Raw genomic sequence first — 25,726 nt, 5'->3', positions numbered from 1 at the left:
GGCACCCGAAGGTGCCCTTTTGGCATGTCGCCGAACTTAGTTCAGCGCAGGTTTTTCCCCATTGATCGGGATGCGCTTGGCCTTGGCTTCTTCTGGCACGATGCGCTGCAGGTCGATGCTGAGCAGGCCGTTGGCCAGGCCTGCGGATTTGACCACGATATGGTCATCCAGGCGGAACGACAGCTTGAAGGCGCGCTGGGCAATGCCCTGGTGCAGATAGGTCACTTCAGCGGCGCCATTTTCGCGCTTGCCACCGGTTACGGTCAGGACGCCCTTTTCGACTTGAAGGTCGAGGTCCTGCTCCTGGAAACCGGCTGCGGCAACCACGATGCGATAGTGGTCATCGCCATGTTTTTCCACGTTGTAGGGAGGGTAGCTGCTACCCGCCTCATTGCGTGCCGCCGATTCGAACAGTTCGTTGAAACGGTCGAAGCCAACGGAATGGCGGAACAGAGGTGCGAGAGAGAATGCGCTGGTCATGGTCATGAACTCCTGAAATTCAGCAAGTAAGTCATTACGCGACCCGACTTCGGCATCGCGTACTGAATAAATAGGGTTCAGGAGATGGCTTTCAAGGGGCAGGTGTAAAAAATTTGATTTCTGCTGTGGCGTCGATGGCCCTATCGCCGGCAAGCCGGCTCCCACCGAGGCAACGCATGGCCTTGTGGGAGCCGGCTTGCCGGCGATAGGGCCGGGTCAGGCAACACATTCCTCGAATGCTTGCACCTCAACACCCAATAACCGGCTGATCCGCTGGCAGTCATCTTCCCTGCGCAACTCGGCAAACAGCACCACCGCCTCGGGATAACTGCGCGTCAGCATCGCCAGCCACTGCTTCATCCGCCCCGGCGCGTAGCGCGGCGACAGTTTGGCCTGGGCCTGGCGCCAGAATTCACGCAGCAGCGGCAACAGGGCCTCCCAGCTCATCGGCTGGTAGTCACGGCCATCACGCGCAGCAGCGATCTGCAAGGCCAGGTCCGGCCGCGACACCAGCCCGCGCCCGAGCATGATGTCTTCAGCACCACTGACTTCGCGGCAACGCCGCCAATCGTCCACGGTCCAGATCTCGCCATTGGCGAACACCGGCACCTTGACCACATCCTGCACCCGCGCCACCCATTCCCAGTGGGCCGGAGGCTTGTACCCTTCGACCTTGGTGCGGGCGTGCACCACAAGGTGCGCCGAGCCACCTTCGGCCAGGGCCGTTGCGCAGTCCAGCGCCCCGTCCGGGCTGTCGAAGCCCAGGCGCATCTTGGAGGTGACCGGGATGTGCGCCGGCACCGCGCGGCGCACTTCACGCACAATGGCATGCAGCAGTTCCGGCTCCTTGAGCAGCACCGCGCCGCCGCGCGACTTGTTCACGGTCTTGGCCGGGCAACCGAAATTCAGGTCGATCACCGGCGCGCCCAGCTCGCAGGCCAACGCCGCGTTTTCAGCCAGGCACACCGGATCGGACCCCAGCAACTGCACACGCATGGGCACGCCGGCAGCCGTGCGCGCACCCTGACGCAGCTCTGGTGCGAGCTTGTCGAACGAGGAGGCTGGCAGCAGGCGATCGCACACGCGGATGAACTCGGTGACGCACCAATCGATGCCGCCCACTCGGGTCAGGACGTCGCGCAGGATGTTGTCGACCAGCCCCTCCATGGGGGCCAGGGCAATTTGCATGTTGGGGTCTCGGCGGGAAAAGGCGGCAGTCTAACAAAAAATGCCGCCCGCTCAGGCACCGATCAGCGCCGGGCCGTAACCTTCGACGAATTCCGCCGGCATGCGCTTGGGCTTGCCGCTGGACAACTCGATGCAGGCGAAGGTGGTTTGCGCGCGCAGCAAGGTCACGCCGTCACGCGGGCGCTTGAGCTGGAAACGCCGGGTCATGCGCAAGCGCTGGTCCCAGTCGACGATCCAGGTGGCCAGCTGCAGCTCGTCATCCTCATAGCCGGCAGCCAGGTAGTCGATTTCGTGGCGTACCACCGCCATGGCGCGGTCCAGACGCCGGTACTCGGCAAGGTCCAGGCCCAGGCGCTGGGAGTGGCGCCAGGCACAACGCTCCAGCCAGGTGACGTAGACCGCGTTGTTGGCGTGACCGAGGCCGTCGATGTCCTCGCTGCCGACGCGCAGGTCGATGATGAATGGCGTTGCCAGGTCCCAGCTCATGCCCGCTCCCAATGTGTATGAACGGGCAGAGTGTATCGGATGTTCAGGCGCTTTGCCGCGCGGGGGCACTGGCACGGCTGAGCAATTCGAGCACCGCCTCGCCCAGGCGCGGGTCTGCCAGCACGCGCTGGTGGCCGCCGTCCTCCAGCTGCAGCAGGCGGCTGTCGAACCATGCCTTGTGAATGACCTCGGCCTCGCTGGCGGGCACCAACGCGTCGTCAGCGGCATGCACGATCAAACCCGGCAGCTCCAGCTGATAACCGCTGACATCCAGGTGACTGATTTGCATGCCGACATCTCGTTCGACCTGGCGAATGAAGGCCGCCCTGGCCCGGGCCGGCAAGCCCAGCCGCCGGGCGAAACCACGCAGCACACCGAGCAGCTGGGCGGGCGCGGCGATACTCACTGCCGCCTCGGCGCGCAGCCCCATCTGCAGGGCCAGCATGACACTGGCACCGCCCATGGAATGACCAATCACCGCACGCAATGGCGGCAGTTCGGCAGCAGCCTCCAGCAGCGCCCGGGCAAACAGCACCACATGCGCCTGCTGCCCGGGGGAGCGACCGTGCGCCGGGCCTTCCAGGGAGACCACGGTGTGCCCGGCCTTCACCAGGGTTTCGATCAACGCGGCAAATTGGGTGGGGCGCCCTTCCCAACCGTGCATCAGCAGCACGGTCGGGCCTTTACCCCAACGCAAGGCAGACAACCCAAAACGCAAGGTAATGCGCTCGGCGTTCGCCAGCAGCGGCAGCTCCCATTGCCTGGGCGGCAGGTTACGCGGGGTCATGAAGGCGCGGCGCATCTTGCCGGCGACATGTTCGGGGGCCAGTCGGCCGAGGGTGCCATTCACACCACGAATCCAGCTCAGGGTAGTCATCGCCTTGCTCCAGGGTCTGATGCTCAGATAACCGCCGACTTGGCGGCGCGCAGAATACGGTCGGACAACTCGCCGGTGCCCAGGGCACGGGCCAGCGCCAGACCACCAATCATCAGGGCCAGGTCGGCCAATGCCTTGTCGGCATCTTCGGGGCGATCAACCATGGCTGCGGTCATCAGCTCGATGTGCTCGGCCAGCACCTCGCGAAACACCTCTGGCAGGCGCTGCATCTCGCCAATCGAATTGGGTAGCGGGCAGGCATGCACTTCGGCATCACGGTGCTTGCGCGACAGGTAAAAGGCGCTTGCCAGCGCCCGGCGCCCCTCGCCGTCCAGGCTTGGGTCAACCTGGGCCAACAAGGCCCGGCGCTCGCTGAGCAACTGGCGGAACGCTTCGAGCATGAGCTCGTCCTTGCTGTCGAAGTGCGCGTAGAAGCCTCCAACGGTCAGGCCTGCCGCGCCCATCACCTGGCTGACACTCGGCTCGGCCGGACCGTGCTGGATCAGCGCGCTACGGGCGGCTTCGAGGATGCGTTCGCGGGTTCTGGTTTTCTTGTCACTCATGGCCAGCTCAACGTGCAAAATATGATGATTGAAATATGATACTCATCATATTTTTTGGCAAGCAGAAATTGAGACCGTTTATCGGCGTGCACTTTTCGGAGGGATAGAAAAACAAAAGGCCCATTCAATAAGCGAATGAGCCTTTAAAGTCCCGCAAAACGCGGGTAAACGTGGCGTCCCCTAGGGGACTCGAACCCCTGTTACCGCCGTGAAAGGGCGGTGTCCTAGGCCACTAGACGAAGGGGACGTAACCTTCGCGAAGATTCACTGATGTGAACCCTGGCTAAATTGGTGGAGCTAAGCGGGATCGAACCGCTGACCTCCTGCATGCCATGCAGGCGCTCTCCCAGCTGAGCTATAGCCCCGAAAACAAAAGGCTCATCCAATATGCGAATGAGCCTCTTTAAGTCCCGCAAAGCGCGGGTAAAAGTGGCGTCCCCTAGGGGACTCGAACCCCTGTTACCGCCGTGAAAGGGCGGTGTCCTAGGCCACTAGACGAAGGGGACGTAACCTTCGCGAAGATTCGCTGATGCGAACCCTGGCTAAATTGGTGGAGCTAAGCGGGATCGAACCGCTGACCTCCTGCATGCCATGCAGGCGCTCTCCCAGCTGAGCTATAGCCCCGGATTTCTAGCCTCTCGGCCCAGCGACATAGTGAAACATCGCTTGTGCAAAACTGGCGTCCCCTAGGGGACTCGAACCCCTGTTACCGCCGTGAAAGGGCGGTGTCCTAGGCCACTAGACGAAGGGGACGAACCTTCTTACCTTCAAGACCCGGTTGCTGGACCCGGTCTTGCTCGACAGCCTTGGCTGCCAAGCGGAATTTGGTGGAGCTAAGCGGGATCGAACCGCTGACCTCCTGCATGCCATGCAGGCGCTCTCCCAGCTGAGCTATAGCCCCACTATGTCGCTTTGAACCGAATCACCGGCTGGGTGCCTGGCGTTTCGTTTTCGTTCATCGCTGTGGACGGGGCGCATATTAAGATCGGATTGCAAAGCTGTCAAACGAAATTTTGAAATTATTCAAAAGTTTTTTCACAGATAACAATCACTTACCGCCCTGCCCCGGTTCTTCAGGGTTAGCTGTGCCTGTGGGAGCGGGCTAGCCCGCCCCCGCAGGTCAGGTGTAAAGCTGAATCAGGCGATGTTCGCCAGCAGCTTTTCCCACTCTTTGTTTTCTTTCTTCGACACGCCGCCCAGCAGGTCGAGTGCCTGGCGCAGGCGGTAGCGGGTCAGGTCCGGGCCAAGGATTTCCATGGCGTCCAGTACCGAGACCGAACTGGCCTGGCCAGTGATGGCAGCGAACATCAGCGGCATGGCATCACGCAGTTTGAGTTCCAGCGCTTCGACAACGGCCTGGATGCAACCGGTGATCCGCTCTTTTTCCCACTGGCGCAGGCTCTCGAGCTTCCACAGGATCAACTGCATGACCTGGCGCACCTGGTCGGCGGACAGCTTCTTGCTTTCGAACAACTTGGCGTCGAGCTTGAGCGCACCTTCGAAGAAGAAACCACCCAGCGGAGCGACCTGGCTGAAGGTCTCGACCCGGCCCTGCACGTGCGGGGCGATTTTCATCATGTAGTCGCTGTTGAACGCCCACTTCTGCACGCGTGCGGCGAACTCTTCCACCGGCAGTTCGCGCAGCCACTGGCCGTTGAGCCACGACAGCTTCTCGATGTCGAAGATCGGGCCGCCCAGCGAGATACGCGACAGGTCGAAATGCTCGACCATTTCGGCCAGGGAGAACTTCTCGCGCTCATCCGGCATCGACCAGCCCATGCGGCCGAGGTAATTGAGCATCGCCTCGGGCATGAAGCCCATGCGCTCGTAGAAGGTCACCGACGTCGGGTTCTTGCGCTTGGACAGCTTGCTCTTGTCGGGGTTGCGCAGCAGCGGCATGTAGCACAGCTTGGGCTGCTCCCAACCGAAGTATTCGTACAGCTTGATCAGTTTCGGTGCCGACGGCAGCCACTCTTCGCCGCGCAGCACGTGGGTGATGCCCATCAAGTGGTCGTCAACCACGTTGGCCAGGAAGTACGTCGGCAGGCCGTCGTTCTTCATCAGCACCTGCATGTCCATGCGGTCCCATGGGATCTCGACGTCGCCACGGAGCATGTCCGGAACCACGCAGATACCTTCGCTGGGCACCTTCATGCGGATCACGTGGGGCTCACCAGCAGCCAGGCGGCGCTGCACTTCCTCGTCGCTCAGCAGCAGCGCACGGCCGTCGTAGCGCGGGGTTTCACCACGGGCCATCTGCTCGGCGCGCATCTGCTCCAGCTCTTCGGCGGTGCAGAAGCAGTAGAACGCATGGCCGGCATCGACCAGTTGCTTGGCGTACTCGGCGTAGATCTCGCCGCGCTCGCTCTGCCGGTAAGGGCCATGCGGGCCGCCGACATCCGGGCCTTCGTTCCATTCGATGCCAAGCCAGCGCAGGGCGTCGAAGATCTGCTGCTCCGACTCGCGGGTCGAGCGCAACTGGTCGGTGTCTTCGATGCGCAAGATGAACTCACCGCCATGCTGCTTGGCGAAGCAGTAGTTGAACAGGGCGATGTAGGCAGTGCCGACATGGGGGTCGCCGGTAGGCGATGGCGCGATACGCGTGCGTACGGTGGTCATGGAGAGTCTCGAACGAAAGATGAAACAAAGGCGGGATGTTAGCAGGGAGCGGGCATCGGGCTCCAGCAATGGCGCTAACGTCACTTGTGGGCGGGCGGTGTATCGCTGTTAAATTTGCTTACATTTCTGGAACGATAGTCCCCATGCCTGCTCAACTCAAACGCCGCCTGCTGATCTTCTTCACCTTGGTCGCGCTCATCGCCCTCGCCTTCCTGGCCCACTGGTATTTCAAGGGCCGCTTCTACGAGAGCACTGACAATGCCTACGTGCAAGGCGAGATCACGCGGATCTCCAGCCAGCTCGGCGCACGTATCGACGACGTGCGCGTGGAAGACAACCAGCATGTGCGCAAAGGCGACCTGCTGGTGCGCCTTGAGGTCGCCGACTTTGCACTGGCCGTGGAGCGTGCCCGCGCCGCCCTGGCCACCCGCGAAGCCGAGCACGCCCAGGCTGAAAGCCGCCTGACCCAGCAAGGCAGCCTGATTGCCGCAGGCCAGGCGCAGGTGGCCGCCAACCAGGCAACATTCGACCGCTCGCGGCTCGACCTCAACCGGGTAGAAAAGCTGCGCAAGCCAGGCTTCGTCTCTGAACAGCAAGTCACCACGTTGTCGGCTGAGAGCCACGTTGCCGGCTCCCAGGTCGACAAGGCACGTGCAGACCTGCAAAGCCAGCGCCAGCAGGTCAACGCCCTCAGCGCCGACCTCAAGCGCCTGGATGCACAAATCGCCAACGCCCGTGCCGAGCTTGCCCAGGCCGAGCTGAACCTGACCCGCTGCGAAATCCGCGCGCCCATCAGCGGCATGATCGGCCAGCGTAATGCCCGCAATGGCCAAGTGGTGCAGGCTGGCGCCTACTTGCTGTCGATCGTGCCCGACGCGGACATCTGGGTGCAGGCCAACTTCAAGGAGACCCAGATTGGCCACATGCAACCCGGCCAGCGCGCCGAGCTGCTGTTCGACAGCTACCCCGACACCCCGATCGAGGCCCGCGTCGACAGCCTGTTCGCTGCCTCGGGAGCGCAGTTCAGCCTGTTGCCACCGGACAACGCCACCGGCAACTTCACCAAGGTGGTGCAGCGCATCCCCGTCAAACTGACGTTCGCTGCCGACAACCCGCTGCATGGCCGCATCCGCCCGGGCATGTCGGTGACCGCCACTGTCGACCTGCGCACCGAGGATGATGGCCAGGATGGCCGGTGATCAGCTGCTCCGGCCAACTGCGGAGCCTACCCGGCGCGACTGGATTGCAGTGATGAGCGTCATGCTCGGCGCCTTCATGGCAGTGCTGGACATCCAGATCACCAACTCTTCGCTCAAGGACATCCAGGGAGCGCTGTCGGCAACCCTGGAGGAAGGCTCGTGGATTTCCACGTCTTACCTGGTGGCGGAGATCATCATGATTCCGCTGACCGCCTGGCTGGTGCAGCTGCTGTCCGCCCGGCGCCTGGCGGTGTGGGTATCGGCAGGTTTTCTGGTGTCGTCGCTGCTCTGCTCGATGGCCTGGAACCTGGAGAGCATGATCCTTTTCCGCGCCCTGCAGGGCTTTACCGGCGGCGCGCTGATCCCGCTGGCCTTCACCCTGACCCTGATCAAGCTGCCCGAGCATCATCGCGCCAAGGGCATGGCCATGTTCGCCATGACCGCCACGTTCGCCCCTTCCATCGGCCCCACACTGGGCGGCTGGCTGACTGAGAACTGGGGCTGGGAATATATCTTCTACATCAACATCCCACCTGGCCTGGTGATGATCGCTGGGCTGATGTACGGCCTGGAGAAGAAAGCAGCGCACTGGGAATTGCTGAAAAGCACCGATTACGCGGGCATCGTAACCCTTGGGGTCGGCCTGGGGTGCCTGCAGGTGTTCCTTGAAGAAGGCCACCGCAAGGACTGGCTGGAGTCGAACCTGATCGTCGCCTTGGGCAGTATTGCCCTGGTCAGCCTGATCACCTTTGTCATCCTGCAGTTTTCCAAGGCGCACCCGCTGATAAACCTGCGCATTCTCGGCAACCGCAACTTCGGCCTGTCGAGCATCGCCAGCCTGGGCATGGGCGTTGGGCTGTACGGGTCGATCTATCTGCTACCGCTATACCTTGCGCAAATCCAGGGCTACAACGCGCTGCAGATCGGCGAGGTGATCATGTGGATGGGCGTGCCGCAGCTGTTCCTGATCCCGCTGGTGCCGCAGTTGATGAAGGTGATCCCACCAAAATTACTCTGCGCGCTGGGCTTTTGCCTGTTCGGCGTCGCCAGTTTCGGTTCCGGCGTGTTGAACCCCGACTTTGCCGGCGAGCAGTTCAACCACATCCAGATCATCCGCGCCCTTGGCCAACCCATGATCATGGTGACCATTTCACTGATTGCCACGGCGTATATCCAGCAGCAGGATGCCGGGTCGGCGTCGAGCCTGTTCAATATCCTGCGCAACCTGGGGGGCGCCATCGGCATCGCCTTGCTCGCCACCCTGCTGGATGCGCGGACCAAGGTGTATTTCGACTACCTGCGTGAGGCAGTGGTGCCGAGCAATCCACAGGTGGCCGAACGCCTGGCGCAACTGGCGGAGCGGCTGGGCAACGACAATGCGGCGTTGGGCAAGTTGAGCGAGATCACCCACCAGCAGGCGCTGATCATGGCCTATAACGATGCCTTCCATTTTGTGGGGATCGGCTTGGCGGTGAGCATGGTGGCGGTGTTGCTCACCCGCAAGCTGCCGGAAGGGCTCAAGGCGGGTGAAGCACATTGAATCAATGCTGCCTGTGCAACCCTATCGCCGGCAAGCCAGCTCCTACAGGGCTGCACATGGCCTGAGAACCGTGAGGTACCTGTGGGAGCCGGCTTGCCGGCGATAGGGCCACAACTGAAGAACACTCAGCTGGTGATCAACCGCTCCCGAAGCTGGGTGATCTCGTCGCGCAACTGCGCCGCCGCCTCGAACTCCAGGTCGCGGGCAAACTGCATCATCTTCTCTTCCAACTGCTTGATGCGCTTGGTGATCTCGCCCGGCGTACGCAGTTCGGCCTCGTAGCGGGCGCTCTCCTCCGCGGCCTTGGCCATGCCTTTGCGCTTCTTGCTGCGCGACCCCGGCACGTTTGCGCCTTCCATGATGTCGGTAATGTCCTTGACCACGCCCTTGGGCACGATGCCGTTGGCCTGGTTGAACGCGACCTGCTTCTCGCGGCGCCGCTCGGTCTCGTCGATGGCACGCTGCATGGAGCCGGTCACCTGGTCGGCGTAGAGGATCGCCCGGCCATTGAGGTTTCGCGCAGCGCGGCCGATGGTCTGGATAAGCGAGCGCTCGGAGCGCAGGAAACCTTCCTTGTCGGCATCGAGGATTGCTACCAGCGACACCTCTGGCATGTCCAGGCCCTCGCGCAGCAGGTTGATGCCCACCAGCACGTCAAAGGTACCCAGGCGCAGGTCGCGGATGATTTCGACCCGCTCCACGGTGTCGATGTCCGAGTGCAGGTAACGCACCCGCACGTCATGATCGGCCAGGTAATCGGAGAGGTCTTCGGCCATGCGCTTGGTAAGCGTGGTGGCCAACACCCGCTCGCCCACCTCAACGCGCTTGCGGATCTCCGACAGCAGGTCGTCGACCTGGGTCAGCGCCGGGCGTACCTCGACCTGCGGGTCGACCAGGCCGGTCGGGCGCACTACCTGCTCGACCACACGGCCAGCATGCTCGGCTTCGTAGGGCCCCGGGGTGGCGGAAACGAAAATGGTTTGCGGGCTCACCGCTTCCCATTCGTCGAAACGCATTGGCCGGTTGTCCAGCGCCGACGGCATGCGGAAGCCGTACTCGACCAGGGTTTCCTTGCGCGAGCGGTCGCCCTTGTACATGGCTCCGACCTGGGGAACGCTGACGTGGGATTCGTCGATCACCAGCAGCGCATCGTCCGGCAGGTAATCGTAGAGGGTGGGTGGCGGCGCGCCGGCCGGGCGCCCGGAAAGGTAGCGCGAGTAGTTTTCGATGCCGTTGCAATACCCAAGCTCCAGAATCATCTCCAGGTCGAAGCGGGTGCGCTGCTCCAGACGCTGGGCCTCTACCAGCTTGTTGGCCTTGTGCAAGTATTCGAGGCGGTCCTTGAGTTCCTCCTTGATGCCCTCCACGGCCTGCATCAGCGTTTCCCGCGGGGTGACGTAGTGGCTCTTGGGATAGAAGGTAAAACGCGGCAACTTGCGGAAGACTTCGCCAGTCAGCGGGTCGAACGCGGCAATGTTCTCTACCTCATCATCAAACAACTCGATGCGGATGGCTTCGAGGTCGGATTCGGCGGGGAACACATCGATCACGTCACCGCGCACTCGGAAGGTGGCGCGGGCGAAGTCCATCTCGTTGCGGGTGTACTGCAAGTCGGCCAGGCGGCGCAGCAGTGCGCGCTGGTCGAGCTTGTCGCCGCGGTCGACGTGCAGGACCATTTTCAGGTAGGTCTCGGGGCTGCCCAGGCCATAGATGCACGACACGGTGGTGACGATGATCGCATCGCGCCGCTCCAGCAGCGCCTTGGTCGCAGACAGGCGCATCTGCTCGATGTGGTCGTTGATCGACGCGTCCTTCTCGATGAAGGTGTCCGACGATGGCACGTAGGCCTCGGGCTGGTAGTAGTCGTAGTAGGAAACGAAATACTCCACCGCGTTGTTCGGGAAAAATGCCTTGAATTCGCCGTACAGCTGCGCGGCCAGGGTCTTGTTCGGCGCCAGCACCAGCGTGGGGCGCTGCACCTGCTGAATGACGTTGGCAATGCTGAAGGTCTTGCCCGAACCGGTTACACCCAGCAAGGTCTGGTGCGACAGGCCCGCCTCGATACCCTCGACCATCTGGCGGATGGCCTCGGGCTGATCGCCGGCCGGCTGAAAACGGGTGACGAGCTGGAACTCGGACATGTCGGACCTCGCGGTAACGCCGTAACTGTAAATTTAGCCAGTAGTCTATACCCAAATGCGCCCGCCTGGTGCCGGATTCAAGCCCCAGGTGTGAGCGCTCATTGCGATGGACACGGCAAATCGACCAATGGTTGAAAAAAATTTACGCAAAACACCGGAAAAGCTGCGCCACACTGTCGCAGTGACCGGTCGGTATCACTATACTGACTCCCCGTTTGTGCACCGCTTCAGTGCATTCGGCTGGAGCGTGTACGCCCTATCACTCTCCATTCAGAGCCAAGGTAACAATGAGCCTGTTTTCCGCTGTCGAGCTGGCACCCCGCGACCCTATCCTGGGCCTCAACGAAGCATTCAACGCCGACCCACGTACCGACAAGGTCAACCTGGGCGTGGGTGTGTACTGCAATGAGGAAGGCCGCATTCCGCTGCTGCGCGCCGTGATCGAAGCCGAAACCCAGCGTGCCGCACAGCACGCCTCGCGCGGCTACCTGCCGATCGACGGCATCGCCACCTACGACCAGGCCGTGCAAAAACTCATTTTCGGCGCCGAGTCGCCACTGCTGGCCGCTGGCCGCGTGGTTACCGTGCAAGCCGTTGGCGGCACCGGCGCTCTGAAGATCGGCGCCGACTTCCTCAAGCGCCTGTCGCCGAACGCCGTCGTTGCCATCAGCGACCCGAGCTGGGAAAACCACCGCGCGCTGTTCGAAACCGCCGGCTTCCCGGTACAGAACTACCGCTATTACGACGCCCCGAGCAACGACGTCAACCGCACCGGCATGCTCGAAGACCTGAACGCCCTGCCGTCCGGCTCGATCGTCGTGCTGCACGCCTGCTGCCACAACCCGACCGGCGTCGACCTGGGCCTGGATGACTGGAAAAACGTCCTGGAAGTGGTCAAGGCCAAAGGCCACGTGCCATTCCTCGACATGGCCTACCAGGGCTTTGGTGACGGTATCGCCGAAGATGCCTTCGCTGTGCGCCTGTTCGCCGAGTCTGGCCTGGACTTCTTTGTTTCCAGCTCCTTCTCCAAGTCGTTCTCGCTGTACGGCGAGCGCGTAGGCGCGCTGTCGATCGTCACCGGCAGCAAGGACGAAAGCACCCGCGTACTGTCGCAGGTCAAGCGCGTCATCCGCACCACTTACTCCAACCCGCCGACCCACGGCGCGACCATCGTCGCCACCGTGCTCAACAGCGCCGAGCTGCGCAGCATGTGGGAAGCGGAGCTGGGCGAGATGCGCCAGCGCATTCACGGCATGCGCCAGCAGATGGTCAGCCTGCTGGCCGAATACGGCGCCAAGCGCGACTTCAGCTTCGTCGGCCGCCAGGCGGGCATGTTCTCCTACTCGGGCCTGACCGTCGAGCAAGTGGCGCGCCTGAAGAACGAGTTCGGCATCTACGCGCTGGACACCGGCCGTATCGCTGTCGCCGCGCTGAACCAGAGCAACATCCACGTGGTCACCAAGGCCATCGTCGAAGTGCTGTAACTGCTTGATTTGGCTCGCTGAATTGCCAAGGGCGGGGTTGACTTGCCCTCGGCAATCAGTAAGATATGCGCAGATTCCGCGATAGCTCAGTCGGTAGAGCAAATGACTGTTAATCATTGGGTCCCTGGTTCGAGTCCAGGTCGCGGAGCCAAATTCTGAAAAACCTCCAGCTGCGCAAGCACTGGAGGTTTTTTTATTTCCGCACCCGCTATTTCTGCAGCGGCTCGGTCACCGGCTTGCCTTCATCCACAAGGCTCCAGACCAGCAATTTGGCTGGCTTCGACTGGCTGGCATTGCGCGACACGCTGTGCACCGTGCCCGGTGCTTCGTACCAGTACTCACCGGCCTTGTAGGTCTTTTCCTGCTCATCATTGAGCTTCGACACCACTGCACCCTCAAGCACATAGGCCATCACCGCGCCTGGATGCTGGTGAGCAGGCGATGCCTGGCCAGGCGCATAGCTGACGGTAAGCATGACGGCGCTCTTGCCGGGCGCGTTGCTGGGTTGCTGCTGTTGCAGGACCTTGACCTGGTCCGCGGCATCGCCATGCGCCCAAGCGCAGGACTGCCCTGCGAGCAGACCGGCACCGACAAGCAAGGCAAGGGAAAGAATCGAGGGTTTCATGGGGCTTCTCCTGATTGGCATCTGCCAGCAGGTTAGGCCCTAGGGCACCGCAGACAAATGGCCAATTCAGGGAAAAAGCAGGGGGCCGCGTCGCCGCGCCCCGGTGATTCAGCTGCTACGGCCGATTGGGTAGAACGCGCCATGGCTCCAGACGCCAAGCCATTCTTCGCCATCGATCTCACGCGGCACCGCCAGTTCGACCAGCTGGTAGAACACATTACGATGGATCAACGCTTCGAGATTGTTGCGCATCAGCACGTAGGGCGATGGCTCCTGGGTCACGGGGTCTGTCTCAACCCTTAACGGATTTTCAGGGCCCGCCTCCACCTGATCCTCGACATTGCTGGTAAAGCTCAACACCTGCTGCTCACCACTGCCCTGCACGTCCAGCGTCACGGCAACGAACGGCGCATCATCGACACGGATGCCGACCTTTTCCACCGGCGTGATCAGGAAGTAGTCATCACCATCGCGGCGGATGATCGTTGAGAACAGGCGTACCATGGGCTTGCGCCCGATCGGCGTGCCCAGGTAGTACCAGGTGCCATCGCGCGCAATGCGCATGTCGATATCACCGCAAAAATCCGGGTTCCACAGATGCACCGGCGGCAACCCTTTGTGCTTGGGGATCTGCGCCAGAATATCGTTGGCCTTGCCGGAATCCGTCATCACCCTGCCCTCACTGACTCATGCCCAGAAGGCTACGAGCGTACTCGCGCATCGGTGCTGCGAGCAAATCCTGAGGGGTGTTGTCGTGGAACGTCAACAAACCGCCACGGCTTTTGATCCTGGCGGTGTCGATCAAGTAACGGGTACTGGTTTCGATCAGCATCATCTGCACCACACCGGTGTCCCAACCCAGCCGGTCGACTGCCTGTTCGTCATACCACTCATCGCCATTGCCGATACGGTCGTCGGTGCGGGCGAAACGGGTATACAACACATAGTCGGCGCCGACCGAACGCGCTTGTGCGATCGCTTCCTCGAGCCCCAACGGGCCTTGGGCGCGGCGCACCAGCGGGAAATACTCGACGAAGCTCTTGAATGCCTCTTCGGCCACCACGTTCTGCTTCGGCACAGGGCCTTTGCCCGGTGGCATGAATGCGCCTTGGCCAATGAAGATGAACGAATCGGGCTGCAGGCGGATCGACAGCGTGCGGCGGGTGTCGCTGTGGTCCAGCAGGCCAGCATCGCTCATGTGGTAACGGACGCCTTCGCCCATATCGCTGACATTCATGCAGCCGCCCAGCGCCAACAGCGCCAGGGGCAAGACCAGGCTACGCATCTTTCCTCCAGTGGCCGGTGACGAAAAACCGGCGAATAGCCGGCGGATGCAGCTTTTGCGCCAGATCAGCCGCCAATCACCTTCATCACCATCACATCCCCGGAAAACGCCACCTCCTGCTTGTCTGCCAAGGCGCTGACCAGTAGCCGCTGCAAGGCAGGCAACGCCTGATGACGCGGCTGTTCCAGCAGGTCGCCGACAAAGTGACGATTGCTCGACGACAGGCAGCCATGCAGCCAACCGGTGGAGGACAGCCTAAGCCGCGAGCACGTCCGGCAGAACGGCACAGTCTCGTTGGCGATCACGCCGAAATGGCCTTTCCCTGGAACCTGGTAGCGCAGTGCGGTGGCGTCCAGCGGCGCATCGACCTGCTGATAGCCGTACTCGCGGCCGATGAGGGCCAGCAGCTGATCGAGCCCGACGAACTGCTGCAGGAACGCATTAGGGTCACGGGCGAGATGCCCCATGCGCATCAGCTCGATGAAACGCAACTCGAAACCACGGGCCAGGCAGTAGTCCAGCAATGGCAGCACCTGATCCAGGTTCTGCCCGCGCATAGGCACCATGTTCACCTTGATCTGCATGCCCATGGCACTGGCCTGTTGCATGCCGGCCAGGACGCTGGCCAGGTCACCTCCGCGGGCGATGCGCCGGAAGGCCTCGGGGTCGAGGGTATCGAGGGATACATTCAAACGTCGAATGCCTGCCGCCTGCAGTAGCGCCAACTTGCGTGAGAGCAGCTGGCCATTGGTGGTGAGGGTGATGTCTTGCAGGCCGAGCCTGGCCACTGCGGCCAGAAACCCGTCCAGCCGGGGGCTGATCAGTGGCTCGCCACCGGTGATGCGCAGGCGCTCGATGCCGGCGGCCTCGATGAGGTATGCCACGCCACGCGCCAACGCCTCACCCGACAGCTCATCCTGCGCCGCAACCAGCCGTTTGCCATTGGGCACGCAGTAGCTGCAGGCATAGTTACAGGCAGCCGTCAGGCTGACGCGCAGGTTGCGAAAACGCCTGCCTTGACGATCGACAATCATGAATGACTCCGGCATGGGTGAATCAGGGCTGGCAAAACCTGACTCAAAATTCAGGTTTTTGCAAGCCCCGCCACCACACCGGTTTCAGTCAAGCGATACGAGACGCTTAGGTCGCGGGTTCCGGGTCGCGCTTGCGCTTGTTGCCCATGCGCACGCCGATGTCCATGAGGAACTGGAAGAAGCCTTCCTGATCCTCCAGCACATTGCTCCAGAACGGCGAGTGGTACAGCGCCACGGCACCGTGCACCAGCGCCCAGGCAGCGCAGTAATGGAAGTACGGCGGTACGTCTTCGAGCTTGCCTTCGCTGATGCGGCCCTTGATCAGCTGAGTCAGCCGATCGAAGTTGGAGGCACGAATGCTGTGCAGCTCCTCGACCATCTCCGGCACCTGGTTGCCCTTGACCACCTTTTCTTCCAGGCGATCGAACAAGCGGTAACGCTGCGGGTCGCGCATGCGGAACTCGAAATAGGCGCGCGAGAGCGCCTCCTTGTCGCGGTCGACATCGGCCGAGTGCAACAGCGCGTTCAAGTCACGCTCGTAGTCGAGCATCAGGCGCAGGTAGATCTCCGCCTTGGACTTGAAGTGCTTGTAGATCGTCCCTTTGCCGATACCTACGGCGTCAGCGATCATCTCGACGGTGACGCTATCTTCACCCTGTTCGAGAAACAGCTTGAGCGCAGTATCGAGGATTTCCTGTTCGCGACGGCGAAACTCACGGACCTTACGAGGTTCTTTCTGCATGGGAAGGACTGGATGACATTGAAGCGGTTTATTATGCCTAACTTGCAGCAAATTGCACGGATCATCCAACCATGTCTATGTTTCATGATGAGTTCGACCAGGCGCCGGGGCTGCGTTACCTGAACCATGCGGCCATCGCCCCTTGGCCACGGCGGGCCAGCGACGCGGTGGCGCGCTTTGCGCGAGACAACGTCAAACAGGGTGCCAGCGACTATCCGGCATGGCTGGCCACCGAGCGGCGCCTGCGCGATCGCCTGGCGCGGCTGATCAATGCACCTTCACGCGGCGATATCGCACTGGTCAAGAACACATCCGAAGCGCTCTCTCTGGTCGCATTCGGCCTCGACTGGCAAGCCGGCGACCAAGTGGTGATCAGTGACGAGGAATTCCCCTCCAACCGGGTCGTGTGGGAGGCGCTGGCCCATCGAGGTGTCGAGGTGGTTCAGGCGAGCCTGGCCGGCGCCGCCCCCGAAGCTTCGCTGCTGGCGGCCTGCGGCCCGCGCACACGCCTGTTGGCAGTCAGCGCCGTACAGTTCGGTAGTGGCCTGCGCCTGGACCTTGCGCGCCTCGGCGAGGGCTGCAGGGTGCGCCAGGTGTTGTTCTGCGTCGATGCCATCCAGCAGATCGGCGCCCTGCCCTTCGACGTGCAGCACTATCAGTGCGATTTCGCCATGGCCGACGGCCACAAGTGGATGCTTGGCCCCGAGGGCCTCGGCCTTTTCTACTGCCGCGCCGCAGTGCGCCCGCAACTGAGGCTCAATGCCTATGGCTGGCACATGCTGGAGCATTTGGGCGACTTCGAGCGCCGCCAGTGGCAACCGGCGCGCAGCGCACGGCGCTTCGAGTGCGGCAGCCCGAACATGCTCGGCGCCTGTGCGCTGGAGGCAAGCCTGTCATTGCTGGAGGAAATCGGCATGGATGAGGTTGCCCGGCTTTTGCAACAGCGGGTCGAGCAGTTGTACCAAGGCTTGGCCAATATTCATGGCGTGCAACTGCATAGCCCAGGGGCTGCGCAACGGCGGGCGGGCATTGTCACTTTCAGCATTTCAGGGCAAGACAGCGCCGCTATCCATCGCAGCTTGACGGCTGAAAGCACGATTTGCGCACTGAGGGGCCCCGGTGTGCGTTTTTCGCCACATTTCTATACCAATGAGCGGCTTATCGATGAAGCTGTACAGCAAGTGAGGCGGCTTGCCATGCATTGAGGAAGGAAGGAACACCGGGCGTATTCCAAATCTGTTTAAAAAACGACCAGCACGCACTGGCACTGTGCCAAACCTGACCAATACTTGAAGTGTTGGCGCGGCGCATCCCCCCCAAGTGGCGCGCCGATAAAGGTGCTCAGGGACCGCGTACCTTTGTTTTACTCCTAATGGTCTTAACCCGGATTCCTCCCCCAGAACCCGGGTTTTTTTTGCCTGGTCGAATGCCCCGGCGGGTGCTCAGGCAACCCGAGCCAAGGGGAACAGGCGCTTGAAGTTGGCGGTGGTCTGCTCGGCCAGCTGCGCGTAACTCACGCCACGTAGCGACGCCACATACTCCGCCACCTCCCGCACATACTGCGGCAGGTTCGGCTTGCCACGGTAGGGAATGGGCGCCAGGTAGGGCGAGTCGGTTTCAACCAGCAGGCGGTCTGCCGGCACCTGCCGCGCCACCTCGCGCAACGCGTCGGCATTGCGGAAGGTGACGATGCCGGACAGCGAGATGTAGTAGCCCAGGTCCAGCGCCGCCTTGGCCATCTCCCAGTCTTCTGTGAAGCAGTGCAGCACGCCGGCCTGGGGCAGGCTGGCCTCGCGCAGCAGCGCCAGGGTGTCCGCCCGGGCCGCGCGGGTATGCACGATCACCGGCTTGCCCGTCTGCCGCGACGCTTCCAGGTGCAAGCGAAACGACGCCTGTTGCAGCTCGGCAGCCTCTGGCTCGTAGTGGTAGTCCAGCCCGGTTTCACCGATCGCCACCACATGCGGGTGCGCCAGTTCGCGCAGCAACCACTCCAGCGCCGGGGTTTCGCCCGGCGCCAGGTCGAGCGGGTGTATACCCACCGAACAATCGACATCCGTGTACTGCTCGCTCAGCGCCTTCACCGCACCGGCATTTTCGGCGCTCACGCCAATACACAGAAAATGCCCCACCCCTCGCTCGCGCGCCGCCTGCAGGGCGGCATCGAGGGAGCCCTGGTGGGCACTGAGGTCAAGACGGTCGAGGTGGCAATGGGAATCTACGAGCATGGGAGACGGCACACGTGAAGAAATGGAAAAATCAGCGGGAACCCGGCAGCTGCACCCAATGGGCGAGCAAGGCTTCCAGCAGCAGGACGCGGTTGAGGTTGGCCTTGCCCAGCACCTTCTGGCGCTGCTCGAGGATCCACGCCTGAATCTCGAGCACCTTGGCTTGCCGGCTCTTCTGTGCAAGGTATTGCACCACCTTGCGCATATCGGCCAAGCCTAGCCCCTCCTCGTCCTGGGTCAATTGATACCGCAGGATCAGGTGCGACCAATCGCAGAACCAGTCGAACAGCAACAACAATGGCACGCTGTTCCAGGCTTCTGCCAGTTGCGTGGGCGATTGCTGCTGCTTGAGCAGCTTCTTTACCCCATCGGTGACGAGCGTACGCTGCTCGCGCACGCCCTGAGCCTGCAGCTTCACTGCCATCAACGGTGAGCCGGCGGCAAGCGTCAGCAGCTCGTCGCGTTCGGCCTCGTCGTTGTCGGCAAGCGCCGTCGCCAGCCAGGCTTGGCTTTGGGCCAGGCTAGGCTGCGGGCACACGACCTGCTGGCATCGGCTCTTGATGGTCGGCAGCAGCCGGCTGGGCTGGTGGCTCACCAGCAGCAGCACCGTATTGCCGGAGGGCTCTTCCAGGCTTTTGAGCAAGGCGTTGGAGGCGTTGACGTTCATCGCCTCCACCGGCTCGATGAGGATCACCTTGCGCCCGCCAAGCTGAGCAGTCTGCACCACGAAGGACACCAGCTCACGCACCTGGTCGACCTTGATCGGCTTGTCTGCCTCTTCAGGCTCGAGCACGAAGTTATCCGGGTGGCTGCCTGCCTTGAGCAGCAAACACGACTTGCACTGCCCGCAGGCATCCAGCCCTTGCGGCTGCTGGCACAGCAGGCTTGCCATCAGGCGCTCGGCCAAGGCGCGCTTGCCGATACCCTGCGGCCCGTGCAGCAAATAGGCGTGAGCATGCTGGGCACGCCCCGCCAACTGCTGCCAAAGCGCCTGCTGCCAGGGGTAGGCCTCAGCCACGGCAACGCTCCAGGATGCCAGGCAGCAGTGCATCAATGGCGCGCTGTACGGCTTCCAGCGATTGCGCGGCATCCAGCAGTTGGTAGCGCTGCGGCTCGCGCTGGGCGCGCTGGAGGTAGGCCTGGCGCACGGCCTCGAAGAAGGCCTGGCCTTCCTGCTCGAAACGGTCCAGGCGGCCACGTGCGGCGGCACGGGCCAACCCGATCTCTACCGGCAGGTCGAACACCAGGGTCAGGTCTGGGCGCAGGTCGCCCTGAACGAATTGCTCAAGGGTGGCGATACGCTCGACCGACAAGCCACGGCCACCGCCCTGATAAGCGTAGGTGGCATCGGTAAAGCGATCGCACAGCACCACGGCACCCCGGGCCAGCGCCGGGCGAATCACCTGCGCCAGGTGCTGGGAACGGGCGGCGAACACCAACAGCAGCTCGGTATCGGCCGCCATCACTTCATCGCTCGGTGCCAACAGCAGTTCACGGACCTTCTCGGCCAGCGGCGTACCGCCGGGCTCGCGGGTCAACACCACGTCCAGCCCTTGCTCACGCAAGCGTGCGGCCAGGTAGTCGCGGTTGGTGCTCTTGCCCGCGCCTTCGGGGCCCTCAAGGGTAATAAACAAGCCGCTCACAGGCAGTCCTTAATGTTGTTCGTCAGGCGCCGGCGTTTCGGCCGGGGCGGGTTCGCTGGCCGGTGCCGGGTCGTCTGTAGAAGGTTCGCTCGGCGCGGGGGGCGCTTCAGCCGGCGCCTCCTCGGCCCCCTCTTGCACCTGGGGTGCCGGGCTGGAGCGGTAGTCGGCCCGCCGCTTGAGCTGAAACTCGCGCACCGCCGAGTTGTGATCGTCAAGGTCGTCGGAGAACACATGGCTGCCATCGCCACGGGCGACGAAATACAGGCTGGTGCCATCGGACGGGTTGAGCGCAGCGTGGATAGCCTCGCGCCCGACCATGGCGATCGGCGTTGGCGGAAGACCACTGATGGTGTAGGTGTTGTACGGGGTCGGCTCACGCAGGTCGGCGCGGGTGATCCTGCCGTTGTAGCGCTCACCCATGCCGTAGATCACCGTAGGGTCAGTCTGCAGCATCATGCCCAGCCGCAGGCGACGAACGAATACGCCGGCAATCTGGCCGCGCTCCTGGGGGATACCGGTCTCTTTCTCCACCAACGACGCCATGATCAGCGCCTGGTAAGGGTCACGGTAAGGCAGGTCGGTGGTGCGCTCGGCCCATTCCTTGGCCAGCACTTCATCCAGGCGCATGTAGGCCTGCTGCAGCAGCTCGGCATCCGTCATGCCCCGCACGAAGCGGTAGGTATCAGGGAAGAAGCGCCCCTCCGGGAACACCCCGGTATGGCCGAGCTTGTCCATGACCTCCGAATCGGAAAGGCCGTCGAGGGTATGCTTGATCTTTTCGTGCTTGGCGATCGCCGAACGGACCTGACGGAAAGTCCAGCCCTCGACCAGGGTCAAGTTGTACTGCACCACGTCAGCGCGGCGCCAGGCATCGAGCAGGTCTTCCACGGTCATGCCAGGCGTGATGCGGTATTCGCCGGTTTTCAGCGGCGTGCCAGCCATGTTGAAGCGCCAGTACAAGCGCAGCCAGAAGGCGTCATCGAGCAACCCCTCGTTCTGCATGCGGTAGAACATGCGGTTGGGGTTGGTGCCGTTGGGCACGTCAAGCAGGCGCTCCTGCGTCACGTGCAGCGGCTGCTCCAGCACCGAGTTGACCTTCCAGGCCGACCAGCCCAAAGCCAGGCCGGCCAGGATCAACCCCATTTCCAGCAGCAGCAGGAATTTGCGTCTCACGAATTCAGGTATCCAGTAACGTACGGGCAACGGCCTGCAGTTTACGGGTGAGCGGGCCCGGCGACCAGTTCAGCGCAGCAAATGCCCGCACAGGCCAAACGCCATAGACACTGTTGCAGAGAAACACTTCGTCTGCCTGCTCCAGTGCTGCAAATGGCAAGTCACACACCTGCACCGGGATTTCCAGTGCGTAAGCTTGCTGCAACAAGGCGCCGCGCATCACACCGGCAACGCCGCAGCGGCTGAGCTCGGCGGTCAGCAGAACGCCGTCGCGCACGAGGAAAAGATTGCTGTACACGCCTTCGACCACCCTGCCCTGCCCGTCACACATCAGGCCCTCGGCATGTTCGCTGTCCTGCCATTCGGCACGGGCCAGCACTTGCTCCAGGCGGTTGAGGTGTTTGAGGCCTGCCAGCAGGGGTTGTTCCCCAAGCCGGGTCTGGCAAGGGAACAGGCGCACGCCGTGTTCTGCGTGTTCGGCAGGATAGCTGGGCAGTGGGCTGCCCTGAAGGATACGGCGCGGCGCGGCACCGGCAACCGGGGCGTAGCCACGCTGGCTGTCGCCGCGGGTAAGGATCAGTTTGGCGACACCGTCGCCGAGCTGGCTGGCATAGCGCAGAATTTCGTCACGCACCAATGCCAGGTCGGCGTCGATTGCCAGGCGCTGACAACCCAGCGCCAGGCGCGCCAAGTGGCCATCCAGCAAGCTGGGCTGGCCATTGCGCACAGCGATGGTCTCGAACAGGCCATCGCCATAGGCCAGGCCGCGGTTCTGCAGGTTGACTGCAGTCGCAGGCTGGCCGTCGATCCAGCTGTGCATCAACCGGCGAACCGGCGGAACACCAGCGAGCCGTTGGTGCCACCAAAGCCGAACGAGTTGGACAGCACCACGTCGATCGGCATGCTGCGCGCCTGATGCGGCACGAAGTCGAGGTCGCACCCTTCATCCGGCTCATCGAGGTTGATGGTCGGTGGCGCCATCTGGCTGTTGATTGCCAGCACGCTGAAGATCGCCTCTACCGCGCCAGCGGCGCCCAGCAGGTGGCCGGTCATCGACTTGGTCGAGCTGACTGCCAGCTTGTAGGCGTGGTCACCGAACACACGCTTGATCGCAGCGACTTCGGCGATATCACCAGCCGGGGTCGAGGTACCGTGGGCATTGATGTAACTGACTTCATTTGGCTGAACGCCGGCGTCACGCAGGGCGTTGGCCATGCAGCGGGCAGCGCCTTCACCGCTGTCGGGTGGCGAAGTCATGTGATAGGCATCACCGCTCATGCCGAAGCCGACCAGCTCGGCGTAGATGGTCGCACCGCGAGCCTGGGCGTGCTCCAGCTCTTCGAGCACCAGGGCACCGGCGCCGTCAGACAGCACGAAGCCATCACGGCCCTTGTCCCACGGACGGCTGGCACGCATTGGCTCATCGTTGCGGGTCGACAACGCGCGCGAAGCTCCGAAGCCGCCCATGCCGAGACCGCAGGCCGCCATTTCGGCGCCACCGGCGATCATCACGTCCGCTTCACCGTAGGCGATGTTGCGCGCGGCCATACCGATGCAGTGCGTACCGGTGGTGCAGGCCGTGGCAATGGCGTAATTCGGCCCCTGCAGCCCCAGGTGGATCGACAGGAAACCGGAAATCATATTGATGATCGAACCCGGCACGAAGAACGGCGAAATACGCCGCGGGCCCTGCTCGTGCAAGGTACGGCTGGTTTCTTCGATGTTGGTCAGGCCACCAATGCCCGAACCCATGGCCACGCCGATGCGCTCACGGTTGGCGTCAGTGACTTCCAGGCCAGCATTGCGCACTGCCTGGAAGCCGGCCGCCAAGCCGTACTGTATGAACAGGTCGAGCTTGCGAGCTTCCTTGGCCGACAGGTACTGCTCAACCTCGAAGCCCTTCACCGAGCCGCCAAAACGGGTGGAGTAGGCAGACAGATCCGTGTGCTCGATCGGACCAATGCCACTGCGGCCAGCCAGAATGCCCTGCCAGGTGCTCGGTACATCGGTACCCAGTGGCGACAGCATACCCATACCGGTGACCACGACGCGTCTACGCGACACAGTACTCTCCTTTTCTAATAACAGAGTCTCTTGCCATTGCATTCAGGCAATGGAATGAAATGGCAACAGGCTCTCGAAGCCCGCAGATCGACGCAGGGCGTTCGCAAAGAAAAAACCGCACGCCGGTAAAGGCAGTGCGGTTTTTCTCGTCAAGAAGCGACGACTACAGCGTCTTAGGCCTTGTGGCTGTTGACGTAGTCGATTGCAGCTTGAACGGTAGTGATCTTCTCGGCTTCTTCGTCAGGGATTTCGGTCTCGAATTCCTCTTCCAGAGCCATCACCAGCTCAACGGTGTCAAGCGAATCGGCACCCAGGTCATCGACGAAGGACTTCTCGGTGGTCACTTCCTCTTCCTTGACGCCCAGTTGCTCGGCGACGATTTTCTTGACGCGTTCTTCGATGGTGCTCATACCTAGTTTTCACTCCTAATGGACATATGTCAGGCAGCTGGCCGGTGACCAAGTTTATAGAAAGACGTTCGCTTTTCAAGCGGAACACACCTTCAGTTCAGTCACCCGACCCTCTGTCCGGAATCTGGTTGCAGCTTTATAACGGATTTTAGGCTCGGAGTATGACTCTTTTTTTAAGCAATCCGTCACATTGAGTTGCAGTATTACATGTACATCCCGCCGTTCACCGGCACAGTAGCGCCGGTGACATAGGCTGCGCCGTCGGACGCCAGGAAGGAAACCACCTTGGCGATTTCGTCAGCCTGGCCCAGGCGGCCCAGCGGAATCTGGGTCTGCAGCGCTTCGCGCTGAGCTTCTGGCAGTTCGCGGGTCATGTCGGTGTCGATGAAGCCCGGGGTTACCGAGTTGACGGTGATACCGCGCGAGCCCACTTCACGCGCCAGCGCGCGGCTGAAGCCTTCGAGGCCCGCCTTGGCGGCCGCGTAGTTGGCCTGGCCAGCGTTACCCATTGCACCAACGACCGAGCCGATGCTGATGATACGACCCCAACGCGCCTTGGTCATGCCACGCAGCACGCCCTTGGACAAACGGTAGAGGCTGTTCAGGTTGGTGTCGATCACGTCGAACCACTCGTCGTCCTTCATGCGCAGCATCAGGTTGTCGCGGGTGATGCCGGCGTTGTTGACCAGAATGGTCGGCGCACCGAACTGTTCGCCAATGGCGCCCAGCACCGCTTCGACGGACTCGGCGCTGGTCACGTTCAGCTCCATGCCGGTACCGGTGATGCCGTGCTCTTTGAGGGTGGCGGCGATACGCTCGGCACCGGAGGCCGAGGTGGCGGTGCCGATCACGGTCGCGCCCTGGCGGCCCAGCTCAAGGGCGATGGCCTGGCCGATACCACGGCTGGCGCCGGTAACCAGTGCAACTTTACCTTGCAGGCTCATGCAAGCTTCTCCAAATTCAGGCCAGCGCCGCGCGGGTGGCGGCGACGGCGTCAGGGGTATTGAGGTTGTAGGTGGTCACGCCGTCGGCGCAACGCTTGTTCAGGCCAGCCAGCACCTTGCCCGGGCCGCACTCGACCAGGTTGACCGCGCCATTTGCGGCGAGCGTCTGCACGCATTCGACCCAGCGTACCGGCTGGTACAGCTGCGCTAGCAAGTCATGCTTGAGCGCATCGAGGTCGGCGGCGATGGCGGCGGTGACGTTCTGCACCACCGGAATCTGTGGGGCCTTCCATTCGATGGCGTTGACCGATTCGGCAAAACGCTCGGCAGCCGGCTTCATCAGTGCGCAGTGCGACGGCACGCTGACCGCCAGAGGCAGCGCGCGCTTGGCACCGGCCTCTTTGCACAGCGCCATGGCGCGGTCTACCGCCGCCTTGTTACCGGCGATCACGACCTGGCCTGGCGAGTTGAAATTCACTGCGCTGACCACTTCGTCTTCGGCAGCCTTGGCACAGATATCGACAACGACAGCGTCGTCCAGCCCAAGAATCGCGGCCATCGCACCGTGACCGGCAGGCACGGCTTCCTGCATCAGTTCGCCGCGGCGCTTGACCAGCTTCACTGCATCTTTGAGCGACAGGCTGCCAGCCGCGACCAACGCACTGTACTCACCCAGGCTGTGGCCGGAAACGAAGGCCGGCTTCGCGCCGCCCTCCTCCAGCCACAGGCGCCACAGCGCGATGGAGGCAGTGAGGATCGCCGGCTGGGTCTTGTCGGTTTGATTGAGTTGCTCTTCCGGCCCTTCCTGGACCAGCTTCCACAGGTCGTAGCCCAGAGCTTCGGACGCTTCCTTGAAGGTCTCGACGATTACCGGCTTCTCGGCGCCGAGTTCATTGAGCATGCCCAGCGACTGGGAACCTTGACCGGGAAAGACAAATGCGAGGGATGCAGACATTGAACAAGCCCTTATGATCTTGTCGTCGGATAGGGTGCGCCGAGCCCGA

At 62.4% G+C, this 25,726-nt stretch carries 25 protein-coding genes and 7 tRNA genes; 5 read left to right on the top strand and 27 right to left on the bottom strand.

Annotated features, from left to right (window positions below; translation table 11 throughout):
- Positions 1–36: 36 nt before the first annotated feature.
- The 12 genes from ACNQPL_RS09170 to gltX all read right to left on the bottom strand — a co-directional run bounded on the left by ACNQPL_RS09170 (position 37) and on the right by gltX (position 6,213).
- Positions 37–480, bottom strand: a complete 444-nt coding sequence (locus ACNQPL_RS09170; RefSeq protein WP_346613745.1) for an Hsp20 family protein — start codon at positions 478–480, stop codon at positions 37–39.
- A gap of 216 nt (positions 481–696) precedes the next feature.
- Positions 697–1,668 (bottom strand): tRNA dihydrouridine synthase, encoded by a 972-nt coding sequence (locus ACNQPL_RS09165; protein WP_346613744.1) that lies wholly within the window; start codon positions 1,666–1,668, stop codon positions 697–699.
- Between the two features lie 51 nt (positions 1,669–1,719).
- Positions 1,720–2,154 (bottom strand): acyl-CoA thioesterase, encoded by a 435-nt coding sequence (locus tag ACNQPL_RS09160; protein ID WP_346613743.1) that lies wholly within the window; start codon positions 2,152–2,154, stop codon positions 1,720–1,722.
- Positions 2,155–2,197: 43 nt separating this feature from the next.
- Positions 2,198–3,031: an alpha/beta fold hydrolase gene (locus ACNQPL_RS09155; protein ID WP_416466495.1), complete on the bottom strand. Its 834-nt coding sequence runs from the start codon at positions 3,029–3,031 to the stop codon at positions 2,198–2,200.
- A gap of 23 nt (positions 3,032–3,054) precedes the next feature.
- Entirely contained in the window at positions 3,055–3,594 is a 540-nt protein-coding gene (locus ACNQPL_RS09150; protein WP_346613741.1) for a TetR/AcrR family transcriptional regulator, read from the bottom strand.
- A gap of 171 nt (positions 3,595–3,765) precedes the next feature.
- Positions 3,766–3,841 (bottom strand) — tRNA-Glu (locus tag ACNQPL_RS09145).
- 42 nt (positions 3,842–3,883) lie between these two features.
- Positions 3,884–3,959: transfer RNA gene (locus ACNQPL_RS09140), tRNA-Ala, on the bottom strand.
- A gap of 65 nt (positions 3,960–4,024) precedes the next feature.
- Positions 4,025–4,100, bottom strand: a tRNA-Glu gene (locus ACNQPL_RS09135).
- Positions 4,101–4,142: 42 nt separating this feature from the next.
- Positions 4,143–4,218 (bottom strand) — tRNA-Ala (locus tag ACNQPL_RS09130).
- 53 nt (positions 4,219–4,271) lie between these two features.
- Positions 4,272–4,347: transfer RNA gene (locus ACNQPL_RS09125), tRNA-Glu, on the bottom strand.
- 72 nt (positions 4,348–4,419) lie between these two features.
- Positions 4,420–4,495: transfer RNA gene (locus ACNQPL_RS09120), tRNA-Ala, on the bottom strand.
- Between the two features lie 236 nt (positions 4,496–4,731).
- A complete protein-coding gene (gene gltX / locus ACNQPL_RS09115; RefSeq protein WP_346613740.1) occupies positions 4,732–6,213 on the bottom strand; it encodes a glutamate--tRNA ligase in 1,482 nt (493 codons plus the stop codon).
- Positions 6,214–6,356: 143 nt separating this feature from the next.
- Here gltX and ACNQPL_RS09110 point away from each other — a divergent pair, with 143 nt between their 5' ends.
- Positions 6,357–7,412, top strand: a complete 1,056-nt coding sequence (locus tag ACNQPL_RS09110) for an HlyD family secretion protein (RefSeq protein ID WP_416466494.1) — start codon at positions 6,357–6,359, stop codon at positions 7,410–7,412.
- Between the two features lie 49 nt (positions 7,413–7,461).
- Positions 7,462–8,952, top strand: a complete 1,491-nt coding sequence (locus ACNQPL_RS09105; protein ID WP_346613866.1) for an MDR family MFS transporter — start codon at positions 7,462–7,464, stop codon at positions 8,950–8,952.
- A 125-nt stretch (positions 8,953–9,077) separates the two neighbouring features.
- Here ACNQPL_RS09105 and uvrB read toward each other — a convergent pair whose 3' ends face one another.
- Positions 9,078–11,093, bottom strand: a complete 2,016-nt coding sequence (gene uvrB, locus ACNQPL_RS09100) for an excinuclease ABC subunit UvrB (protein WP_416466493.1) — start codon at positions 11,091–11,093, stop codon at positions 9,078–9,080.
- 287 nt (positions 11,094–11,380) lie between these two features.
- Here uvrB and ACNQPL_RS09095 point away from each other — a divergent pair, with 287 nt between their 5' ends.
- The gene (locus tag ACNQPL_RS09095; RefSeq protein ID WP_346613737.1) at positions 11,381–12,577 is read left to right on the top strand and encodes an amino acid aminotransferase; all 1,197 of its coding nucleotides are present in this window, start codon (positions 11,381–11,383) and stop codon (positions 12,575–12,577) included.
- Positions 12,578–12,652: 75 nt separating this feature from the next.
- Positions 12,653–12,728 (top strand) — tRNA-Asn (locus tag ACNQPL_RS09090).
- A 57-nt stretch (positions 12,729–12,785) separates the two neighbouring features.
- On the opposite strand, the gene ACNQPL_RS09085 is transcribed toward ACNQPL_RS09090, so the two are convergent.
- The 5 genes from ACNQPL_RS09085 to ACNQPL_RS09065 all read right to left on the bottom strand — a co-directional run bounded on the left by ACNQPL_RS09085 (position 12,786) and on the right by ACNQPL_RS09065 (position 16,263).
- A complete protein-coding gene (locus ACNQPL_RS09085; RefSeq protein ID WP_346613736.1) occupies positions 12,786–13,202 on the bottom strand; it encodes a cupin domain-containing protein in 417 nt (138 codons plus the stop codon).
- 108 nt (positions 13,203–13,310) lie between these two features.
- Positions 13,311–13,871, bottom strand: a complete 561-nt coding sequence (locus tag ACNQPL_RS09080; protein WP_346613735.1) for a DUF1285 domain-containing protein — start codon at positions 13,869–13,871, stop codon at positions 13,311–13,313.
- Positions 13,872–13,881: 10 nt separating this feature from the next.
- Complete coding sequence (locus ACNQPL_RS09075) at positions 13,882–14,487, bottom strand: DUF4823 domain-containing protein (RefSeq protein WP_346613734.1); 606 nt, start codon at positions 14,485–14,487, stop codon at positions 13,882–13,884.
- Positions 14,488–14,552: 65 nt separating this feature from the next.
- Positions 14,553–15,521, bottom strand: coding sequence for a GTP 3',8-cyclase MoaA (locus ACNQPL_RS09070; RefSeq protein ID WP_416466492.1), 969 nt, complete (start codon positions 15,519–15,521; stop codon positions 14,553–14,555).
- A 106-nt stretch (positions 15,522–15,627) separates the two neighbouring features.
- Positions 15,628–16,263, bottom strand: coding sequence for a TetR/AcrR family transcriptional regulator (locus ACNQPL_RS09065; RefSeq protein WP_387527300.1), 636 nt, complete (start codon positions 16,261–16,263; stop codon positions 15,628–15,630).
- A gap of 71 nt (positions 16,264–16,334) precedes the next feature.
- Here ACNQPL_RS09065 and ACNQPL_RS09060 point away from each other — a divergent pair, with 71 nt between their 5' ends.
- Positions 16,335–17,468 (top strand): aminotransferase class V-fold PLP-dependent enzyme, encoded by a 1,134-nt coding sequence (locus tag ACNQPL_RS09060; protein WP_416466491.1) that lies wholly within the window; start codon positions 16,335–16,337, stop codon positions 17,466–17,468.
- Between the two features lie 237 nt (positions 17,469–17,705).
- On the opposite strand, the gene ACNQPL_RS09055 is transcribed toward ACNQPL_RS09060, so the two are convergent.
- The 9 genes from ACNQPL_RS09055 to fabD all read right to left on the bottom strand — a co-directional run bounded on the left by ACNQPL_RS09055 (position 17,706) and on the right by fabD (position 25,677).
- The gene (locus ACNQPL_RS09055) at positions 17,706–18,488 is read right to left on the bottom strand and encodes a TatD family hydrolase (protein WP_387527305.1); all 783 of its coding nucleotides are present in this window, start codon (positions 18,486–18,488) and stop codon (positions 17,706–17,708) included.
- 31 nt (positions 18,489–18,519) lie between these two features.
- Entirely contained in the window at positions 18,520–19,506 is a 987-nt protein-coding gene (locus ACNQPL_RS09050; protein WP_416466490.1) for a DNA polymerase III subunit delta', read from the bottom strand.
- Positions 19,499–20,131, bottom strand: a complete 633-nt coding sequence (tmk, locus tag ACNQPL_RS09045; protein ID WP_416466489.1) for a dTMP kinase — start codon at positions 20,129–20,131, stop codon at positions 19,499–19,501. The genes ACNQPL_RS09050 and tmk overlap by 8 nt, the downstream gene beginning before the upstream one ends.
- 9 nt (positions 20,132–20,140) lie before the next feature.
- Entirely contained in the window at positions 20,141–21,304 is a 1,164-nt protein-coding gene (gene mltG / locus ACNQPL_RS09040; RefSeq protein WP_416466488.1) for an endolytic transglycosylase MltG, read from the bottom strand.
- Positions 21,305–21,308: 4 nt separating this feature from the next.
- Entirely contained in the window at positions 21,309–22,124 is an 816-nt protein-coding gene (gene pabC, locus ACNQPL_RS09035) for an aminodeoxychorismate lyase (RefSeq protein ID WP_416466487.1), read from the bottom strand.
- Entirely contained in the window at positions 22,124–23,368 is a 1,245-nt protein-coding gene (gene fabF / locus ACNQPL_RS09030; RefSeq protein WP_346613725.1) for a beta-ketoacyl-ACP synthase II, read from the bottom strand. Before fabF ends, pabC begins: the two co-directional genes overlap by 1 nt.
- Before the next feature lie 173 nt (positions 23,369–23,541).
- Positions 23,542–23,778 (bottom strand): acyl carrier protein, encoded by a 237-nt coding sequence (gene acpP / locus ACNQPL_RS09025; protein ID WP_346613724.1) that lies wholly within the window; start codon positions 23,776–23,778, stop codon positions 23,542–23,544.
- A 203-nt stretch (positions 23,779–23,981) separates the two neighbouring features.
- Positions 23,982–24,722 (bottom strand): 3-oxoacyl-ACP reductase FabG, encoded by a 741-nt coding sequence (fabG, locus tag ACNQPL_RS09020; RefSeq protein ID WP_387527323.1) that lies wholly within the window; start codon positions 24,720–24,722, stop codon positions 23,982–23,984.
- A gap of 16 nt (positions 24,723–24,738) precedes the next feature.
- Entirely contained in the window at positions 24,739–25,677 is a 939-nt protein-coding gene (fabD, locus tag ACNQPL_RS09015; protein WP_346613722.1) for an ACP S-malonyltransferase, read from the bottom strand.
- Between the last annotated feature and the right edge of the window lie 49 nt (positions 25,678–25,726).

This window comes from Pseudomonas sp. LFS044 (assembly GCF_047978245.1).
In the GTDB taxonomy this organism is placed as follows: Bacteria; Pseudomonadota; Gammaproteobacteria; order Pseudomonadales; family Pseudomonadaceae; genus Aquipseudomonas.
Note: the sequence above shows the minus strand (reverse complement) of the source record. Positions and strands in the feature narration are given on the sequence as shown.

Excerpts from the sequence above, each read along its gene's own strand:
- ACNQPL_RS09165 (WP_346613744.1), bottom strand. The coding sequence starts at position 1,668 with ATGCAAATTGCCCTGGCCCCCATGGAGGGGCTGGTCGACAACATCCTG.
- ACNQPL_RS09070 (WP_416466492.1), bottom strand. The coding sequence starts at position 15,521 with ATGATTGTCGATCGTCAAGGCAGGCGTTTTCGCAACCTGCGCGTCAGC.
- ACNQPL_RS09150 (WP_346613741.1), bottom strand. The coding sequence starts at position 3,594 with ATGAGTGACAAGAAAACCAGAACCCGCGAACGCATCCTCGAAGCCGCC.
- pabC (WP_416466487.1), bottom strand. The coding sequence starts at position 22,124 with ATGCACAGCTGGATCGACGGCCAGCCTGCGACTGCAGTCAACCTGCAG.
- ACNQPL_RS09095 (WP_346613737.1), top strand. The coding sequence starts at position 11,381 with ATGAGCCTGTTTTCCGCTGTCGAGCTGGCACCCCGCGACCCTATCCTG.
- ACNQPL_RS09085 (WP_346613736.1), bottom strand. The coding sequence starts at position 13,202 with ATGAAACCCTCGATTCTTTCCCTTGCCTTGCTTGTCGGTGCCGGTCTG.
- ACNQPL_RS09060 (WP_416466491.1), top strand. The coding sequence starts at position 16,335 with ATGTCTATGTTTCATGATGAGTTCGACCAGGCGCCGGGGCTGCGTTAC.
- ACNQPL_RS09065 (WP_387527300.1), bottom strand. The coding sequence starts at position 16,263 with ATGCAGAAAGAACCTCGTAAGGTCCGTGAGTTTCGCCGTCGCGAACAG.
- ACNQPL_RS09075 (WP_346613734.1), bottom strand. The coding sequence starts at position 14,487 with ATGCGTAGCCTGGTCTTGCCCCTGGCGCTGTTGGCGCTGGGCGGCTGC.
- ACNQPL_RS09160 (WP_346613743.1), bottom strand. The coding sequence starts at position 2,154 with ATGAGCTGGGACCTGGCAACGCCATTCATCATCGACCTGCGCGTCGGC.
- ACNQPL_RS09110 (WP_416466494.1), top strand. The coding sequence starts at position 6,357 with ATGCCTGCTCAACTCAAACGCCGCCTGCTGATCTTCTTCACCTTGGTC.
- acpP (WP_346613724.1), bottom strand. The coding sequence starts at position 23,778 with ATGAGCACCATCGAAGAACGCGTCAAGAAAATCGTCGCCGAGCAACTG.
- ACNQPL_RS09155 (WP_416466495.1), bottom strand. The coding sequence starts at position 3,031 with ATGACTACCCTGAGCTGGATTCGTGGTGTGAATGGCACCCTCGGCCGA.
- ACNQPL_RS09055 (WP_387527305.1), bottom strand. The coding sequence starts at position 18,488 with ATGCTCGTAGATTCCCATTGCCACCTCGACCGTCTTGACCTCAGTGCC.
- fabD (WP_346613722.1), bottom strand. The coding sequence starts at position 25,677 with ATGTCTGCATCCCTCGCATTTGTCTTTCCCGGTCAAGGTTCCCAGTCG.
- fabG (WP_387527323.1), bottom strand. The coding sequence starts at position 24,722 with ATGAGCCTGCAAGGTAAAGTTGCACTGGTTACCGGCGCCAGCCGTGGT.
- ACNQPL_RS09170 (WP_346613745.1), bottom strand. The coding sequence starts at position 480 with ATGACCAGCGCATTCTCTCTCGCACCTCTGTTCCGCCATTCCGTTGGC.
- uvrB (WP_416466493.1), bottom strand. The coding sequence starts at position 11,093 with ATGTCCGAGTTCCAGCTCGTCACCCGTTTTCAGCCGGCCGGCGATCAG.
- ACNQPL_RS09080 (WP_346613735.1), bottom strand. The coding sequence starts at position 13,871 with ATGACGGATTCCGGCAAGGCCAACGATATTCTGGCGCAGATCCCCAAG.
- gltX (WP_346613740.1), bottom strand. The coding sequence starts at position 6,213 with ATGACCACCGTACGCACGCGTATCGCGCCATCGCCTACCGGCGACCCC.